Raw genomic sequence first — 15802 nt, 5'->3', positions numbered from 1 at the left:
CCCCGTCGCCTCCCTATTTCCGAGTCTGGATTCCGCCATGTCCGAGCCCGCCACCCAGGCGCATCCCGTTCCGCAGCACGTTCACAATGCCCAGATGCAGGTCGCCGCTGCCCTGGAGCAGGCCACCGGCAAGCCGGTTGACCTGCTCAAGGCGCCCTGGGCGGAGATTGAACCCGCCATCGCGCAGCTGACGGGCGGCCAGTTCGAGGTGAACAAGCCGGAGCATCAGACGCTCGCGCTGGGCCTGGCGGGGGCGTTCGCCCTGCGGCTCATCCAGGAGCACCAGGCCTTCTGGTTCCCCAACCGGGACTCGCCGGAGGGCGCCACGCTGGGCTTCCCGGATGCCATCATCATGCTGTCGCCGTTCGGCGCGGTGATGGACTCGCTGGGGCAGGGCAAGCTGGCCCGCCTGGAGGACTTGGCCGCGGACATCCGCCGTTCGCTGGGGCAGGCCCGCTTGGGCGGCAACCCGGCGCAGGCCCTGGGGGGCCAGGCGCCCAAGATGACGCCGGTGGACTACCAGCGCCTGTTCGACCCCGGGTTCCTCCAGTTCGTCGTCCTGGACCCGAAGAAGGCCGCCACGGCCCTGGAGACGAAGCCGGACGGGCTCGCGCGGGACGTGCGCAACGCGCTGGGCCGCACCCAGCCGCCGCTGCCCCCCGAGGCGCGCCAGCAGTTCGAGGGGCAGATTGTCCAGTCCCTGCAGCGCCTGGACACCACCAAGTCGCTCATCGACCAGGCCGAGCGCGCGCCGCGTCTGGCGGAGCTGATGGCGCACCTGTTCGGCACCGTCGGCGGGACGGGCTCGGCGCCCGAGGACTTCTGGCACGACCTGGTGCTGCCGCTGCTGTTCATCGGCACCCCGGCCAGCTTCCCGCCGCTGGACGAGGAGGAACTGGAGATGTTCCGCCAGGGCGCGGACCCGCTGCCGCTCTTCGTGGACCTGGTGCCGCACGCGCACAAGGCTCCCGATGAGGGCCTGCTGGGCGCGTTCGAGATGAGTGACATCGGCCTGGTGCACCCGGGCTTCGGCCGCGTGGGCGCGCTCCGCCTCATCCGCATCAACGCCTCGCGCATCCAGCCGCTGCTGGAGCAGTTCGACCCCGCGAAGACGGCGGAGACGCTCCAGCGCTTCACTGAGTACGTGGCGAAGGCCGCCGGCAAGCCCGCCACCGAGTCGCCGCAGGGCAAGGAGATGCTGCAGGCCGCGCTGACGCTGCTCGCCGACCTGAAGCGCTCCGTGACGCAGGTTCAGGGCGGCGAGCTGTCCCTGCGCCGGCTCACCGAGGCCGAGGCCGCGTCCGAGCAGGCCCTGGCCGTGGTGCGCAAGGCCCTGCAGGGTTCCATCATCCTGACGGCTTGAGCAGCCGCTCCAGCGCGGCGCGCGACGTGGGCTGCAGCCGGTCTCCGGTCAGCCCCAGCGCGCGCCGCGACAGCAGCCGGTAGAGGGGGGCGACCTCCGGAGGGAGCGCCTCCAGGTGCGCCGCCACCACGCCGGAGTCTCCGCGGACGATAGGGCCGGTGAGGCCCCCCGCGAGGCCCCGGATCTCCAGTCCCTTCAGCGCCGAGTGCATCAGCGGCAGCAGGGCCGCCAGCGCGTCCGCGGGAGGGATTCCCGCGGCGCCCAGGGCCGCCACCGCCGCGTCCGCCAGCGACACCAGGCCCCCGGCGCTCAGCACCGCGCCCGCGTGGTAGGCCGCTCGGTGGGCTTCTGGCACCTCGATGACACGGAGCCCCGCGTCCACCGCCATGCGGCGCAGCACATCCCGTAGCGCGCGTGACGGGGTGCTCACCGCCACCGTGCTGCCCGCCAGCGAGTCGCGCGGCGAGGACACGGCGCAGAGCGGATGGAACGAGCCGCGGCTGCGCCCCTTGGCCGTGCCCAGCGCATCGAGCGAGAGCGCGCCCGCCGTGTGCACCAGCGCGGCCGTGCGGGGGAGGGTGGCGGACAGGGCCTGGGCGGCGGAGGGGACCGCCGCGTCCGGAACACACAGGAGGATGACGCGGGCCCGCTTCAGGTCCGAGGGAGTGGCCGGCTTCAAGCCGAGCGCTTCCGCGCGCTGGCGGCCTTCCTCCGTGCGGGAGTGGATGCGCACCGGCCAGCGCTTCGCCTGGAGCGCCAGCCCGAGCGCGCCACCCAGGCGGCCCATCCCGACAACCACGACGGGTGGGCGCCGCTTCGAAGGCCCTGCGCGTCGGCGGGGCCCGGGGCTCATCGCTCGCGCTGGAACTGGAGCTGTCCGGAGCTCACCGCGATGCGCACGCGGTCACCCGTGCCGAACTCACCCGACAGGATGCGCTCCGCCAGGGGGCCCTCCACCAGCCGCTGCACCATCTGCCGCATGGGGCGCGCGCCCAGCTGCGGGTCGAAGCCGCCGGACTTCAGCAGGTGGCCCACCACGTCGTCGCCCGCCACGTATTCGATGCCGCGCTCGGTGGCCAGGCGCTTGCTGCTCTCCTCCAGCAGCAGCGTGGCGATGCGCGCCACCTCCACCTCCGCCAGGGGACGGAAGGGGAGGCGTTCGTCAATGCGGTTCCACAGCTCCGGCGGCAGCGCCTTGCGCGCCACCGAAGACGCCGTGTCCATGGCGTCCCCGGGGCCCGCGGCATCCGCGCCGAAGCCCACCGGGCGGCCCGTGCGGGAGAAGGCCTCCGCGCCCAGGTTTGTCGTCATGACGATGACAGTGTTGGAGAAGTCGATGTGGCGCCCCTTGCCGTCCGTCAGGCGGCCTTCCTCCAGGACCTGGAGGAGGAGCATCTGCACCTCGCGGTGCGCCTTCTCGATTTCGTCCAGCACCACCACCGACGAGGGCCGGCGGCGCACGGGCTCCGTGAGCTGTCCGCCCTCACCGAAGCCCACATAGCCGGCGGGCGAGCCGATGAGGCGCGAGACGCCGTGCTGCTCGGACATCTCGCTCATGTCCAGGCGCACCAGCGCGTCCCGGTTGCCGAACAGCACGTCCGCCAGCGCGCGCGCCATCTCCGTCTTGCCCACGCCCGTGGGGCCCAGGAAGAGGAAGCTGCCCATGGGGCGGCGCGACGCGAAGCCCGCGTAGTTGCGGCGGATGACCCGGGCGATGCGCGTGACTGCCTCCGAGTGCCCGATGACGCGCTCCGCCAGGTCCTGCTCCAGCCGGAGCAGCCGTGACGAGTCGTTCATCAACAGGCGCTCCTCGGGGACGCCCGCGAGCTTGGCCACCACGCGCGCCACGTCGGCGGGCTCCACCACGTCGCGGCCCTCGCGGTGGCAGCGGCTGCCCGCCAGGTCCACCACGGAGATGGCCTTGTCCGGCATGAAGCGGTCCGTCACGTAGCGGCTGGCCAGGGATGCCGCGGCCTCCAGCGCCTCGGGCGTGTAGCGCAGCCCATGGTGCTCCTCGTAGCGGCCGATGATGCCGCGGAGGATCTCCATCGTCTCCGGCACGGAGGGCTCGTTGACCACCACGGCGGTGAAGCGGCGCTCCAGGGCCGGATCGGTGCTGATGAACTTGCGGTACTCGTCGTGCGTGGTGGCGCCGATGCAGGGGAACTCGCCGCGCGCCATGGCCGTCTTCAGCTCGTTGGCCGCGTCCTGCGGACCGTCACCCGTGGAGCCCGCGCCCACCAGCGTGTGGATTTCGTCGATGAAGACCACCACGCGGCCCTCGGCGCGGCGGACCTCTTCCTTCAGCGCGTTGAGCTTCTCGGAGAACGAGCCGCGCAGCTGCGTGCCGGCCACCAGCGTGGCCATGTCCAGCTCCACCAGCACCTTCTCCGACAGCGACCCACGCAGCTCGAGCAGCCGCTGCGCCACGCCTTCCACCACCGCCGTCTTGCCCACGCCGGGCTCGCCCAGCAGGCAGGGGTTGTTGGTGCGCCGCTTGCCCAGGATGTCGATGACCTCCTCGACCTCGCGCGCGCGGCCCACCACCGGGTCCAGGCGGCCCTCGTGGGCGGCCTGGCTCAGGTTACGGCCCAGCGAGGTGAGCAGCGGGTAGGCCTTGGCGTCGAGCACGGGCGACGCGGAGGTGGGCTGCGCCGGCCGGGCCGCGGGCGCCGCCGTGGGCGCCGGGGCAGGGAACGGCGCGGCGCGTGCCACGGGCGGCGGCGCGGGCGCCTCCGGCTCTTCGTCCACGTCGATGAGGTCGCGCGGCGACAGCGCGGGCGTGCTGTAGCGCGGCGGCGGTGGCGGCGGCGCGGTGAAGGACGGGGGCGACGGCGGTGCGCCGGGCCGGGCGCGCGGCAGGCTCAGCGTGACGGCGGAGGCCGGGAGGGGAGACGGCGGCGCGCCCAGGGGACGGCTCGCGGGCCGGGGGCCAACGCTCTGTGAACGGCCCAGCTGGAGGCGGCGCGGCATGTGGCCGCTGGTGAAGTAGGACATCGCCATGCGCATGAGACCGCCCAGGTCCAGCCCGGCCTGCTGCAGCAGCTCCTGGGCCGCGCAGCGCACCCGGGCCACGGCGATGAGCAGGTGGAGGCAGTCCGCCTCCTGGGAGCCCACATTGGTGGCGATCTCCCGGGTCTTCTCGCGCAGCTCGCGGAGCAGGCCGTCCGGCTCCGCGGGAGCGGCCGTCAGCAGCTGGAGGATGGCGTCCTCGTCCACGCCTCGCTCCTTGAGCAGCAGCTGTGCACGGTTCTCCACCGTGAAGAGCGCCAGGAGCACGTGGGCGGAGGTGACCCTCTGCACCACGCTCTGTGCGATGTCATTCGCTTCGTGGAGGACCTGCGCGAGGTCCGTGCTATCGACCATTCGAACTCCGGCAAGCGGCCAGACGAGCGGAATACACCCTCTTGGGGTGTCCGGCAAAATTTCCGCTACAGGCCGCTACATGTGCCTTAAAGCACTGGAGTAGAAAGCGTCCGCCAGCGGAATTTGGCTGGCTGCCTGCCTGTTCGGCGCCTTTCTTCGGCTGGCCAGGCAATTGCCTGAGGACGAGCGACGTACCTCGCTCCGAGACCTCCACCACCATATGACTTCATTTGCTCAACCGGCCCGCGTCTTCGTCGATCCCCTCGATGGGACCCGTGCCGCCGTCGAGGCGCGCCGCTGGGTGTGGCCTCTCCTCATCCTGGCCCTGTGCGTGTCCGCTTCCGGGACGCTCTTTTCCCTCCGTTGGGACGCCTCGCCTGACGTCATCCGCCAGCTCCAGGGTTCAGGGGCGCTGATGGGGCTGTCCGAGGCGGACCTCACGGACAAGATCCAAACGGAGTCGCGCAAGGCGCTGGTGGGCGGCATCGCCAAGGGCGTCATCCTGATGCCGCTGATGGCGCTGCTCCTGGCCTGCATCCTGTGGGTGGCCAGCTGGCTCTTCGACCGGCCCGCGTCCTTCGAACAGTTGCTGTCCGCGGCCGTGCTGGCGCTGCTGCCCATCGCGCTCTACCACTTCATCCTGACCCTCTGCGTCGCGGCGCAGCACTCCATTACCGTGGCGCGGGTGATGAACCTCGTGCCGTCGAATCTGGGAGCCGTGTTGCAAGGCCTGAGTCCGAAGATGCAGCGCGTGGCGTCCACCGTGGACTTCTTCAACTTCTGGAGCACGGGCCTGCTGGGGCTGGGCTTCTCCGCCGCCACCGGGATGAGCCGTGGGCGCGCGTTGCTGCTGGCGGTGGCGCTGTATGCCATGTACGCGGGCATCTTCCTCATCGGCCTTCCCGCCCAGGCAGGTGCGCAATGAACGCCTTCGTGCTCGCGGTCGCCCTGGCCGCCGCTCCCTCGGACTCCGGTACACCCATCACCCTGGACCAGGCCCGCGCGGAGGGACGGCAGAACGTCGCCGCCATCCAGGCCCTGCTGGACGTGGCCATCGCGGACGAGGACGTGAATCTGTCGCGCTCGGTGCTGCTGCCGCAGCTCTCGCTCGATGCGTCGGCGGGGAAGATCTGGTTCGGCCGCCGGCAGGAGTTCATCACGGTTCCGGACCCGGCCAACCCGGGAGGCTTCATCCGCAACGCGGTGGAGACGCCCACCACCAGCACGCAGAACTACGACCTGGGCATGTCGCTCACGCAGATCATCTACGACCGCGCCCGCTGGAAGCAGCTGGAGCAGAGCGGCGTGGTGCGTGACGCGCAGAAGGGGCAGGCGCGGGAAGAGGCGGACACCTCCGAGCTGGAGGCCATCCGCCGCTTCTTCACCCTGTACCGCACACAGGCCACGCTCCAGGTGCTGAAGGCCACCGTCGAGCGCAGCGAGCAGCAGGTGGTGCAGGCGCGGGCCCTCTTCCTGGCGGGCCGCGCGGGCAAGAACGAGGAGATCACCGCCACGGTGAACCTGGGGACCGACCGCATCAACTACACCGCGCTGCTCGGGCAGCTGGTCAACGACCAGTCCCAGCTCGCCGTGTGGCTGGCCCGGCCTGGCACCGAGGCGCTGACGGCCTCCGACCCGGGCGTGCTCACGACCGAGCCTCCGCCCGCGCCGTCCGTCAACGAAGCGCTTTCTTCGGCGCGCGCGTACCGGCCGCTGCTCAAGACGCTGGAGCTGCGCATCCGCGCCGCGGAGCTGCAGCAGTCCATTGCCCGCTCGGAGTATCTGCCCCGCCTGGTGGCCCAGGGCCTCTACAACCGCGGGGGGCCGGATGCCTCGCTGGTCTTCACCGAGCCGCGCCTGCAGAACCGCTTCACGGCCGCCGTCGGGTTGAGCTGGGATCTGTTCACGGGGCTGTCCACGGGGGCGCGCTCCCGTCGTGCCGAGGCGGACATTCGCAAGGCGCAGCTGACGCTGGAGCAGACCGCGCGGGAAATCGAAGGAGAGGTGCGCGCCGCGCACCGCACGCTGGAGGCCCAGCTGGAGGCCGCTCGCCTGGCCGCGCAGAACGTCGAGGCCGCTGTCCAGGGCCTCAGGATGCAGGAGGAGCGCTTCAGCGCTGGCGCGGGCTCCACCCTGGAGGTCCGCGACGCGCAGCTGAGCCTGACGCGCGCTGAGCTCGCTTTGTTGGAAAACAGGATTGATGTCGAAATCGCCCGCTATTCGTTGCTGCGGGCCATGGGCGCCCTGAGCCCGGGAGAGTCGAAATGAAGTGGTGGAAGGGTGCCATTGCTGGCGCGTTGTTCCTGGGGGCCGCGGCCATCACTGCGGGCGGGTTGAAGGACCGTCCTCCGCCGTCGCTCGAAGTCCAACTGTCGAAGGCCCGCAAGGGCACCATCACCCGCACCATCACCGGCGCGGGCAAGGTGCAGGCGGCCACGACGGTGAAGATTTCGTCCAGCCTCTCCGGTGACCTGGTGGAGCTGGCGGTGAAGGACGGCGAGCCGGTGACGAAGGGCCAGGTGCTGGGCCGCATCGACCCGCGCCTCTACCAGGCCGCGCACAAGCAGGCCCTGGCGTCGCTGAACGCGTCGCGCGCCGACGTGCAGGTGGCGGAGGTGGAGGTGGGCCGCGCGCAGCTGGAGCTCGCGCGCGTGGAGGACCTGGCGAAGAAGGGCCTGACGTCCACCGCCGAGGTGGACACGGCGCGGGCCACGAAGAACACGGCGGATGCGCGGCTCATGTCCGCCAAGCAGATGCAGGCGCGCAACATGGCCATCGTGGACCAGGCGCAGACGGACCTCACGCGCACGACGCTGGTGTCTCCCATCGACGGCAACGTCATTGAGCTGTCGCGCGAGGTGGGTGAGCGCGTGCGTGGCTCGGACCTGTCCGAGGACGTGGTGATGACCATCGCCGCGCTCAGCGCCATGGAGGTGAAGTTCGAGGTGGGCGAGCACGAGGTGGTGCACCTCAAGCCGGGCCAGCTCGCGGAGATTACCTTGGACGCGCTGGAGGGCCAGACGTACTCGGGCGCCGTGGTGGAGATTGCCCAGAAGGCGCTCATCAAGAACGAAGGCACAGAGGCCGAGGTGACGAGCTTCCCCATCACCGTCGCGCTGGACACCCGTCCGCCTGGCGTGCTGCCCGGCATGAGCTCCGAGGTGCGCATCTCCGCGGAGACGCACAATGACGTGGTGCTGGTGCCCATCCAGGCGGTGACGGTGCGCTCGGAGCGCTCGCTGCCGGACTACAAGGCGCCCATTGAAGGGGGCGGGCTGACGGCGAAGCGGACGGAGTCCCTGGCCAAGGTCGTGTTCGTGGTGGACAGCAACAACAAGGCGCAGGTGCGCCGCGTGCAGACGGGCATCGCCTCCGACACGGAGCTGGAGATCGTCACCGGGCTCAATGAGGGCGACCGGGTGATTGAAGGTCCGTACCGGACGCTGTCGAAGGAGCTGAGCGACGGCGACATCGTGCGCGAGCCCGAGCCGGGCGCGGGAATGAAGGGCGGTCGGAAGTCGTGAGTGAGGCCAGCGGCGCGGGACCGCTCATCCAGGTGGAGAACATCACCCGCGTCTTCCACGTGGGTGGGGAGGAGGTGCGCGCGCTGCGCGGCGTCTCCTTCGGCATCAACCGGGGAGAATGGGTGGCCATCATCGGCCAGTCAGGTTCTGGCAAGAGCACGATGATGAACGTGCTCGGCTGCCTGGATACACCCAGCAGCGGCCGGTACATGCTGAACGGCAAGGACGTGTCGCGCATGAGCGACGACGAGCTCGCCGTCATCCGCAACGTGGAGATCGGCTTCATCTTCCAGACCTTCCAGCTGCTGCCCAGGGAGACGGCCCTGGCCAACGTGGAGCTGCCGCTGGTGTACCGGGGCCTGGGCACGCGGGAGCGGCGCGAGCGGGCCAAGGCGGCGCTGGACAAGGTGCAGCTCACCCACCGCATGCACCACCGGCCCAACGAGCTGTCCGGTGGTCAGCGCCAGCGCGTGGCCATTGCCCGCGCGCTGGTGTCCGAGCCCTCCATGCTGCTGGCGGACGAGCCCACGGGCAACCTGGACTCGGCCACGGGTGAGGAGATCGTCCGGCTGTTCGAGCAGCTCCACCAGGCGGGCCACACGCTGGTGCTCGTCACGCACGAGCCCAAGCTGGCGGCGCGCTGCCCCCGGGCCATCCGCCTGAGCGACGGAGAGATTGTCGCGGATGGAGACGGCCGCACGGTGGCCATGGGGACGGCGACGGACGTGCTGAACACGGGGGGGGCATGAGCCAGGTGTCCGCCTTCCGGGTGGATGTGCTGGAAGGCGCACGCATCGCGGTGTTCTCCCTGAAGGCCAACCGCCTGCGCACGGTGCTGACCACCCTGGGCATTGGCATCGGCGTGGCCACGTTGCTGGCCATCGTCGGCATCATCCAGGGGCTCAACACGTCGTTCCACAATCAGTTGGCCACCTTCGGGGCGAACACGATGTACGTGTCCAAGTTCCCCTGGATGATCAAGGGCGACTGGTGGAAGTACCGCAACCGGAAGAACTTCACCCTGGAGCAGCTGCACCGGCTGCGCACGCTGGCGCCCTTCGTGACCGCCATGTCCCCGGCGGTGTCACGCATTTCGGACGTGGCGCACGGCGGCGAGCAGCTGTCCACCGTGCGCATCCAGGGCGTGACGCACGAGTACCTCAACATCTCCGGCTACGAGCTCACCGGCGGGCGCTTCCTCACCGAGGCGGACGACGCGACGACGCGGCCGGTGGCGGTGGTGGGCGCGGACGTGGTGGACGGGCTCTTCCCGGGCGTCAGTCCGGTGGGGCAGTCGATTCGCATCGACAACCGCAGCTTCCAGGTGGTGGGCACGCTCAGCCGCAAGGGGAAGATGGTGGGCCAGAGCATGGACCTGCTCGTCTTCATCCCCTTCAAGACGTTCTATTCGAGCTTCGGCAAGGGCCGCGGCTTCGAGATCGCCATGGCGGTGGAGGATGCCTCGCGGATGCGGTCGGCGGAGGACCAGCTCACCGGCATCCTCCGGCGCGTGCGCTCCACCCCGCCGGGCGCGGAGGATGACTTCTCCATCAACCGGCCGGAGGCCATGGCGCAGACGTATGAGCAGCTCACGGGCGCGCTCTATGGCGTCGCCGTGGGCGTGGGCCTCATCACGCTGCTGGTGGGCGGCATTGGCATCATGAACATCATGCTGGTGTCCGTGCGCGAGCGGACGCGGGAGATTGGCGTGCGACGCGCGCTGGGCGCCCGGAAGCGGACCATCGTCTTCCAGTTCCTGATGGAAGCGTCGAGCGTGTCCGCGGTGGGAGGCCTGCTGGGCACGACGGTGGGGTTGGGCACGGCCAAGGTGGTGTCGCTCATCACGCCGCTGGCGGCGGACGTGCAGCCGATGACGGTGGTGGCGGGGGTGGGCTTCGCCGCGCTGGTGGGCCTGCTGTTCGGCATCTGGCCGGCGGCGCGCGCGGCGAACCTGGACCCCGTGGAAGCCCTCCGTTACGAGTAGCGCGATGCGAGCCTTCCTGGACAATCTGCGGCTGGCGTTGGGCACCTTCCTGGGCAACCCGCTGCGCTCGCTGTTGACGCTGCTGGGCATCGTCATCGGCGTGGCGACGGTCATCACCATGATGGGGCTCATCGAGGGCCTGCGCATCAAGGTGAACAACGACCTGGGACGGATGGGAGCCCACACCTTCCAGGTGACGAAGTGGCCCGCGGGCGGCTTCGGGCGCGTCAACTGGGCCAAATACTCCAAGCGCAAGGACTTCGAGATGCTCGACGCGCGGGCCATCGAGGAGTCCTGCCCGTCGGTGGGGACGGTGGTGCCCACCGACGACGACGGGGGCCAGAAGCTGGTCACGGCGAGCTCGGAGACGCGGCCTTCGGTCCGCGTGTTCGGCACGCCCGCCAACTACCCGCTGGTGAGCGGCGTGTCGGTGCAGGCCGGGCGCTACTTCAACGAAGTGGAGGCGCTGGACGGCCGCCACGTGGTGCTGCTGGGGACGGACGTGTCGGACGCGCTGTTTCCCGGCATGAACCCGGTGGGCCACGAGGTGCGCATCAAGGGCCGGCCCTTCCGCGTCATTGGCCTGCTGCAGAAGCGCGGCAGCATCCTGGGCATGTTCAGCCTGGACAACCAGGTGATGATTCCGCTGAGCGTCTTCCACCAGCTCTACGGGAAGAAGCGGTCGGTGGACATCAGCGTGCAAGCGAAGTCCCCGGAGCTGTTCGCCAAGGCGCAGGATGAGGTGGCCTCGCTGATGCGCCGGCGCCGCGACGTGCCGGCGACCCTGCCCAACGACTTCGAGTTGCACACGAACGAGTCGGTGACGGCGTCGTTCAACCAGCTCTCCGGCGTCATCACCATCGCGGGCGTGGGCGTGTGCCTGCTGTCCCTGGTGGTGGGCGGCATTGGCATCCTCAACATCATGCTGGTGTCGGTGATGGAGCGGACGCGGGAGATTGGCGTGCGCAAGGCGCTGGGCGCGCGCAAGCGCCGCATCCTGGGGCAGTTCGCCACGGAGGCGGTGCTGCTGTCGCTGATGGGCGGCGCCCTGGGCCTGGCCCTGGGCTTCGGGCTGGTGTTCCTGGGGAAATGGATGATGGGCTTCCCCATGCAGGTGCCCCCGTGGGCGGTGGGCCTGGCCCTGTTCATGAGCTGCGGCGTGGGGCTCCTGTTCGGCATCTACCCGGCGGCGCGCGCGGCGAAGTTGGACCCCGTGGAGGCCATGCGGGCGGATTGAGGGCGGTGGTTCCCGGTGACGGGCGCCACCCTTCGCGTTAAGCACGGCCCATGGCGCCTCGCATTGGAACGCTCTGGGACTCCGTCGGAAACACCCCGCTGCTGCGCATCGGCTCGCTGAGTCGGCGGACGGGGTGTGAAATCCTCGCGAAGGCCGAGTTCATGAACCCCGGCGGCAGCATCAAGGACCGCGCCGCGAAGGGGATGATTCAGCGCGCGGAGTCGCAGGGCCTGCTGAAGGCGGGCGGCGCCATCTTCGAGGGCACCGCGGGCAACACCGGCATCGGCCTGGGGCTGCTCGGCCGCGAGCGCGGCTACCGCGTGGTCGTCACCATGCCGGACAACCAGGCGCGCGAGAAGTACGAGCTGCTGGAGGCCATGGGCGTGGAGGTCCTCAAGGTCCCCGCCGTGCCCTTCGCCAATCCGACTCACTTCTTCCACCAGGCCCGCGTGCTGGCGGAAGCGCAGGGCGGCTTCTGGGCGAACCAGTTCGAGAACCCGGCCAACGGCGACTTCCACTACGAGACGACGGGCCCCGAAATCTGGGAGCAGTGCGAGGGCCGCGTGGACGTGCTGGTGGCGTCCGTGGGCAGCGGGGGAACCCTGGGCGGCGTCAGCCGTTACCTGAAGGAGAAGAACCCCTCCGTGCGCGTGGTGCTGGTGGATCCGCCGGGCTCGGGCCTCTTCACCTTCGTGCGCGAAGGGCGCATGGAGGGGCCCGGCTCCTCCATCACCGAGGGCATTGGCATCATGCGCCTCACGGAGAACTTCCGCCGGGCCCGCGTGGACGAGGCCATGCGCCTGGGCGACCAGGAGATGGTGGAGATGCTCTACCACCTGGCCCGCGAGGACGCGCTGGTGGTGGGCACGTCGGCGGCCCTCAACGTGCGCGCCGCGTGGGAGCTGGCGCGCCGTCACCGGGGGGAAGGGCTGCGCATCGTCACCTTCCTGTGCGACCACGGCAGCCGCTATGCGTCAAAGGTGTTCAACCCGGCGTTCCTCGCGTCCAGGCAGCTGGAGGTGAGGCCGCTTCCGGTGGATTGAAAGCGCGGCGTTTCGGGTGGCCGTGCTGCAATTCAACACCCTGGGACTGCAATGACACCCTGAGCTCTGTGACGTCTGGTGTTACAGGGCGAGTCACGCTGTGGCGTGATTTGTCATTGGCGCCAGCGGCGGCGCACGTGCTGCCCATGAAGGCATTGAAAGGGGACTCTGGCCTGCGAGGTGCACAAGGCCGCGTTGCAGTCTTCCCGCGAGGAGTCCCCCATGAAGCAGTCTTTCAAGAAGTTTCCAGGCGTGTTGCGCGCCTGGTCTGGCGTCGTCGCCGCATCCCTGTTCGCAGGGTGTGGTGGCCCGGAGTCCCTCCCTTCGGAGGAGCCGGCCGCCGCGGCGCAGGAGCAGGCGCAGACGGGCGCCGCGCCCATCATCGAGTCGATGGACGCCATCGCGCTCGACAGCGCGCTGACGGCGAAGACGCGCAGCCTCATCCGCGCGAAGCTCGCGCAGGGCCAGGAGCAGCAGCAGGTCCCCGTGGTGTCGGACTCGGGCCAGGCGCTCGTGCTGAACGACCAGGGCCTCAACGGTGACGAGCAGGCCGGTGACGGCGTGTTCTCCGCCGTGGGCGACGTGGACTTCGTCACGCACCGGGCCACCCAGGACCGCATTCGCGACTTCCAGGCCAGCAATCCCCAGACGCCGCTGACGTTCGCGACCTTCGACAACCGCGTCCGCGTCTCCGAGCGCGTCCTCACGCCGCTGTCGCCCGACGTCTTCCGGCCGGGGGTCCCCATCCCCATCTTCCCCGCGGGTATCTCCCACGCGGTGAAGCCGAAGAACTCGCTCATCATCACCGACTCCAACGTCGTCAATGACCCGACGCGCACGTATGACCCGTGCACCAACGCCGGCAACCCGAACGGCGTGTGGACGTTCAACCACCTGATGCGGGAGATGGCGAGCTCGTACGTGTCGCCGGCGAACCTGACGGAGCACTGGCTGCGTCAGTGGACCGTGAACCAGAACATCAACGGCTGGACGGTGCCGGCGCGCACGGCGATGACCCCGCGCATCCTCACCCCGTGGCCGCGGGTGGGTGGCGCGCTGGACCTGGCGCGGTCGCCCTTCAAGCTGGTGGCCATCGTCAACCGCCTGGACCTGGGCGGCAACGCGGGGCCGTCCGCCTACGCCTCCGGGAACGCGGGCGAGCTGCGCTTCGTCTTCGCCGCGGTGGACCGCTCGAGCGGCGCCTGTGGCGTGCGACCCTTCCTGGTCATCTTCGAGTACGGCGTCCCGCACGCCTCCTGTGACGCGGTCCGCACCTGGGCGCAGCAGTGGCTGAACCTGTCAGCGCCGTCCATGGTGCTGGGCAGCTCGGCGTACAACGCGGCGCTGGCCAACCTCACGCAGCAGGTGGTGATGCGCAACGTCGCGCCCCGCAAGCCGAACGGCAGCGCCATCAACCAGATTCGCACCAACGAGGAGTGGCTGCGCTACCCGTGGGAGCTGCGTGAGTTCCACCTGATGGGCTCGGGCCCCTCGGTGAACCGCCTGCAGGGCCAGCCGACGGTGCTGACGCCGGGGGATTCGCACAACAACACGGCGGTGCTGCGTGACTTCATCAACGCGAACACGCCCGCCATCCTCGCCAACAGCTACACCGTGCCGCCGACGTACCCCACGGCGAGCACGCCGTTCCTCGGCGCGTTCCCGTGGATTTCGTCGGTGACGGACTCGTACTGGCGCGCGTCGGGCATCTCCGTCAACGAGGCCCGGCACAAGTTCTCCTTCAACACGTGCAATGGGTGCCACGGCCGCGAGTCGCGGACCGCCTTCACGCACATCAACGAGAACGGGGTGCTGTCTCCCTTCCTCGCCACGGGCATGGTCAGTCCTTCCACGCCCTTCATCGTGCAGGACCCTGTCGTGACGACGATGTCCCGGCCGTTCTTCGAAATCCAGATGCGCACGCAGAACCTGGACAGCGTGGCGAACCAGTCCTGCCTGGCGCGCGCGTTCGACCGGCGTCTGCTCTCCGCGCACTGATGCGGGGACGCCCGACCGGGGCGCATCGCTTCAACGGTGCGCCCCGGGAGGGGGCCGGGGCCGCTACACGAGCGGCGTCGGGAGGATGGACAGCGGCGGCGCGTCCAGGGGCGCGTCCTCGGGGCGGCGCGCGTAGGTGAGCATGCTGCCGCCGTCCTCCGATTCAGCGAAGAACTGCTCAATGGGGCCGAAGAGGAAGTCCAGCTCGTCGTCCGTGCACGTGGGCAGGTAGACGCGCAGCACGCGGGGGTCGTAGTAGCGGAACACCAGCGATTTACCGCTGGCGTCCTTGACCTTGAGGAAGCGCCGCAGGTGCCGCCGCAGCGCGTCCGGGTGGGCCGGGCTCTGCACGAAGATGCCCCAGCTCTGGCCCCAGCCCGCGGCGAGCAGCTGCTCCGTGGCGGGCGCGCCGGGCCGCAGCTGCACCAGGTAGGGCGCCACCTCCACCAGCTCCGGCGGCAGCTTCCCCGCATAGAGGCAGCTCTGCGTCAGGCCACAGGAGAGCACCAGCCGGTGGACGTTGGGGGCCCTCGCCCCGTCCAGGATGGCGTAGAGCGCCGAGGTGGGCGCCTCCTCCGTGGCCTGGCGCACCCACCGCAGCAGGCCCGGAAGCTGGGGGACGGGGGCGCTCACGCCGCCGCCTGCTGCTGCTGCTGCTTCCGCTTCTCACATTCCTCGCAGAACGGCACACCCGCCGCCGCGGCCTGGCGCAGGGCTTCAGCCTGCCGTGCCGGGTCGGGGAAGAGGGTGAAGACCTCCACGGGCGGGCGTGCCAGGGGGATGGCCTCGGGCTCGGGCCGAGGGGGCGGCAGGGCCTGCTCCGGCCACGCCCAGGCGGCGGCGCGGCGTTGCACGCGCAGGGCCACCAGCTCACGGCGCTCCAGCGCCTGCGCCAGCCGCTCCCGCACGCGGGCGTCCTGCCGGGCGCGCTCCAGCGAGCTGACGTTCCACGGGAGGATGCCGCCCAGGGCCTCGTACATCTCCAGCAGGGGCCGGCGGGCGGAGGTCAGCCAGTGGTCGAGCTGCCAGGTGATGTGCTCGGCCGGGACGCACTCCCGTTCGTCGACGGCCGTCACGGCGCGCAGGACGAGCAGCTCGTATTCTTCGGCTCCAGAGCGGAGCCGCCAGGGGCCAGGGAAGCCGATTCCAGGGACGGACATGACGACCTTGTCGGGGCTTCAGGGAAAGGGCCGCGTCCAGGACGCGGCAGGGACTCCGAGTGTACCCGGGGCCGGGGGAAGCTGCATCCCAGCCTGCACGAAATCTGCACAAACATGCCTTGGCAGC

General features: G+C 70.2%; 13 protein-coding genes. 9 read left to right on the top strand and 4 right to left on the bottom strand.

The window, feature by feature from the left end:
- The first annotated feature begins 37 nt into the window (after nucleotides 1-37).
- Nucleotides 38-1363 (top strand): hypothetical protein, encoded by a 1326-nt coding sequence (locus HV826_RS00155; protein ID WP_176414978.1) that lies wholly within the window; start codon nucleotides 38-40, stop codon nucleotides 1361-1363.
- Here the strand turns inward: HV826_RS00155 and HV826_RS00150 are convergent.
- A complete protein-coding gene (locus tag HV826_RS00150; protein ID WP_217918445.1) occupies nucleotides 1347-2216 on the bottom strand; it encodes a Rossmann-like and DUF2520 domain-containing protein in 870 nt (289 codons plus the stop codon). The two genes, HV826_RS00155 and HV826_RS00150, sit on opposite strands and share 17 nt — an antisense overlap.
- On the bottom strand, nucleotides 2213-4729 hold the full coding sequence (locus HV826_RS00145; RefSeq protein WP_176414976.1) for an AAA family ATPase: 2517 nt from the start codon (nucleotides 4727-4729) through the stop codon (nucleotides 2213-2215). Before HV826_RS00145 ends, HV826_RS00150 begins: the two co-directional genes overlap by 4 nt.
- Nucleotides 4730-4949: 220 nt before the next feature.
- Between HV826_RS00145 and HV826_RS00140 the strand changes: the two genes are divergently transcribed.
- The 8 genes from HV826_RS00140 (at nucleotide 4950) to HV826_RS00105 (ending at nucleotide 14515) form a co-directional block, all read left to right on the top strand.
- Nucleotides 4950-5654: a YIP1 family protein gene (locus tag HV826_RS00140; RefSeq protein WP_176414975.1), complete on the top strand. Its 705-nt coding sequence runs from the start codon at nucleotides 4950-4952 to the stop codon at nucleotides 5652-5654.
- The gene (locus HV826_RS00135) at nucleotides 5651-6997 is read left to right on the top strand and encodes a TolC family protein (protein WP_176414974.1); all 1347 of its coding nucleotides are present in this window, start codon (nucleotides 5651-5653) and stop codon (nucleotides 6995-6997) included. The genes HV826_RS00140 and HV826_RS00135 overlap by 4 nt, the downstream gene beginning before the upstream one ends.
- Nucleotides 6994-8253: an efflux RND transporter periplasmic adaptor subunit gene (locus HV826_RS00130; RefSeq protein ID WP_176414973.1), complete on the top strand. Its 1260-nt coding sequence runs from the start codon at nucleotides 6994-6996 to the stop codon at nucleotides 8251-8253. Before HV826_RS00135 ends, HV826_RS00130 begins: the two co-directional genes overlap by 4 nt.
- Nucleotides 8250-9002, top strand: a complete 753-nt coding sequence (locus HV826_RS00125; RefSeq protein WP_176414972.1) for an ABC transporter ATP-binding protein — start codon at nucleotides 8250-8252, stop codon at nucleotides 9000-9002. The genes HV826_RS00130 and HV826_RS00125 overlap by 4 nt, the downstream gene beginning before the upstream one ends.
- On the top strand, nucleotides 8999-10237 hold the full coding sequence (locus HV826_RS00120; RefSeq protein WP_176414971.1) for an ABC transporter permease: 1239 nt from the start codon (nucleotides 8999-9001) through the stop codon (nucleotides 10235-10237). Before HV826_RS00125 ends, HV826_RS00120 begins: the two co-directional genes overlap by 4 nt.
- Nucleotides 10238-10241: 4 nt before the next feature.
- Nucleotides 10242-11474: an ABC transporter permease gene (locus tag HV826_RS00115; protein ID WP_176414970.1), complete on the top strand. Its 1233-nt coding sequence runs from the start codon at nucleotides 10242-10244 to the stop codon at nucleotides 11472-11474.
- A gap of 50 nt (nucleotides 11475-11524) precedes the next feature.
- Entirely contained in the window at nucleotides 11525-12517 is a 993-nt protein-coding gene (locus tag HV826_RS00110) for a cysteine synthase A (RefSeq protein ID WP_176414969.1), read from the top strand.
- Nucleotides 12518-12739: 222 nt separating this feature from the next.
- The gene (locus HV826_RS00105) at nucleotides 12740-14515 is read left to right on the top strand and encodes a choice-of-anchor X domain-containing protein (protein WP_255216972.1); all 1776 of its coding nucleotides are present in this window, start codon (nucleotides 12740-12742) and stop codon (nucleotides 14513-14515) included.
- 63 nt (nucleotides 14516-14578) lie between these two features.
- Here the strand turns inward: HV826_RS00105 and HV826_RS00100 are convergent, their stop codons facing one another.
- Complete coding sequence (locus HV826_RS00100; protein WP_176414967.1) at nucleotides 14579-15148, bottom strand: DUF4123 domain-containing protein; 570 nt, start codon at nucleotides 15146-15148, stop codon at nucleotides 14579-14581.
- The gene (locus HV826_RS00095; RefSeq protein ID WP_176414966.1) at nucleotides 15145-15675 is read right to left on the bottom strand and encodes a hypothetical protein; all 531 of its coding nucleotides are present in this window, start codon (nucleotides 15673-15675) and stop codon (nucleotides 15145-15147) included. The genes HV826_RS00100 and HV826_RS00095 overlap by 4 nt, the downstream gene beginning before the upstream one ends.
- Nucleotides 15676-15802: the final 127 nt, after the last annotated feature.

The sequence above is a fragment of the Myxococcus sp. AM010 genome (assembly GCF_013372585.1).
GTDB lineage: Bacteria > Myxococcota > Myxococcia > Myxococcales > Myxococcaceae > Myxococcus > Myxococcus vastator.
The sequence above is the reverse complement of the archived record's forward strand: the minus strand, read 5'-3'. Positions and strand labels throughout refer to the sequence as shown.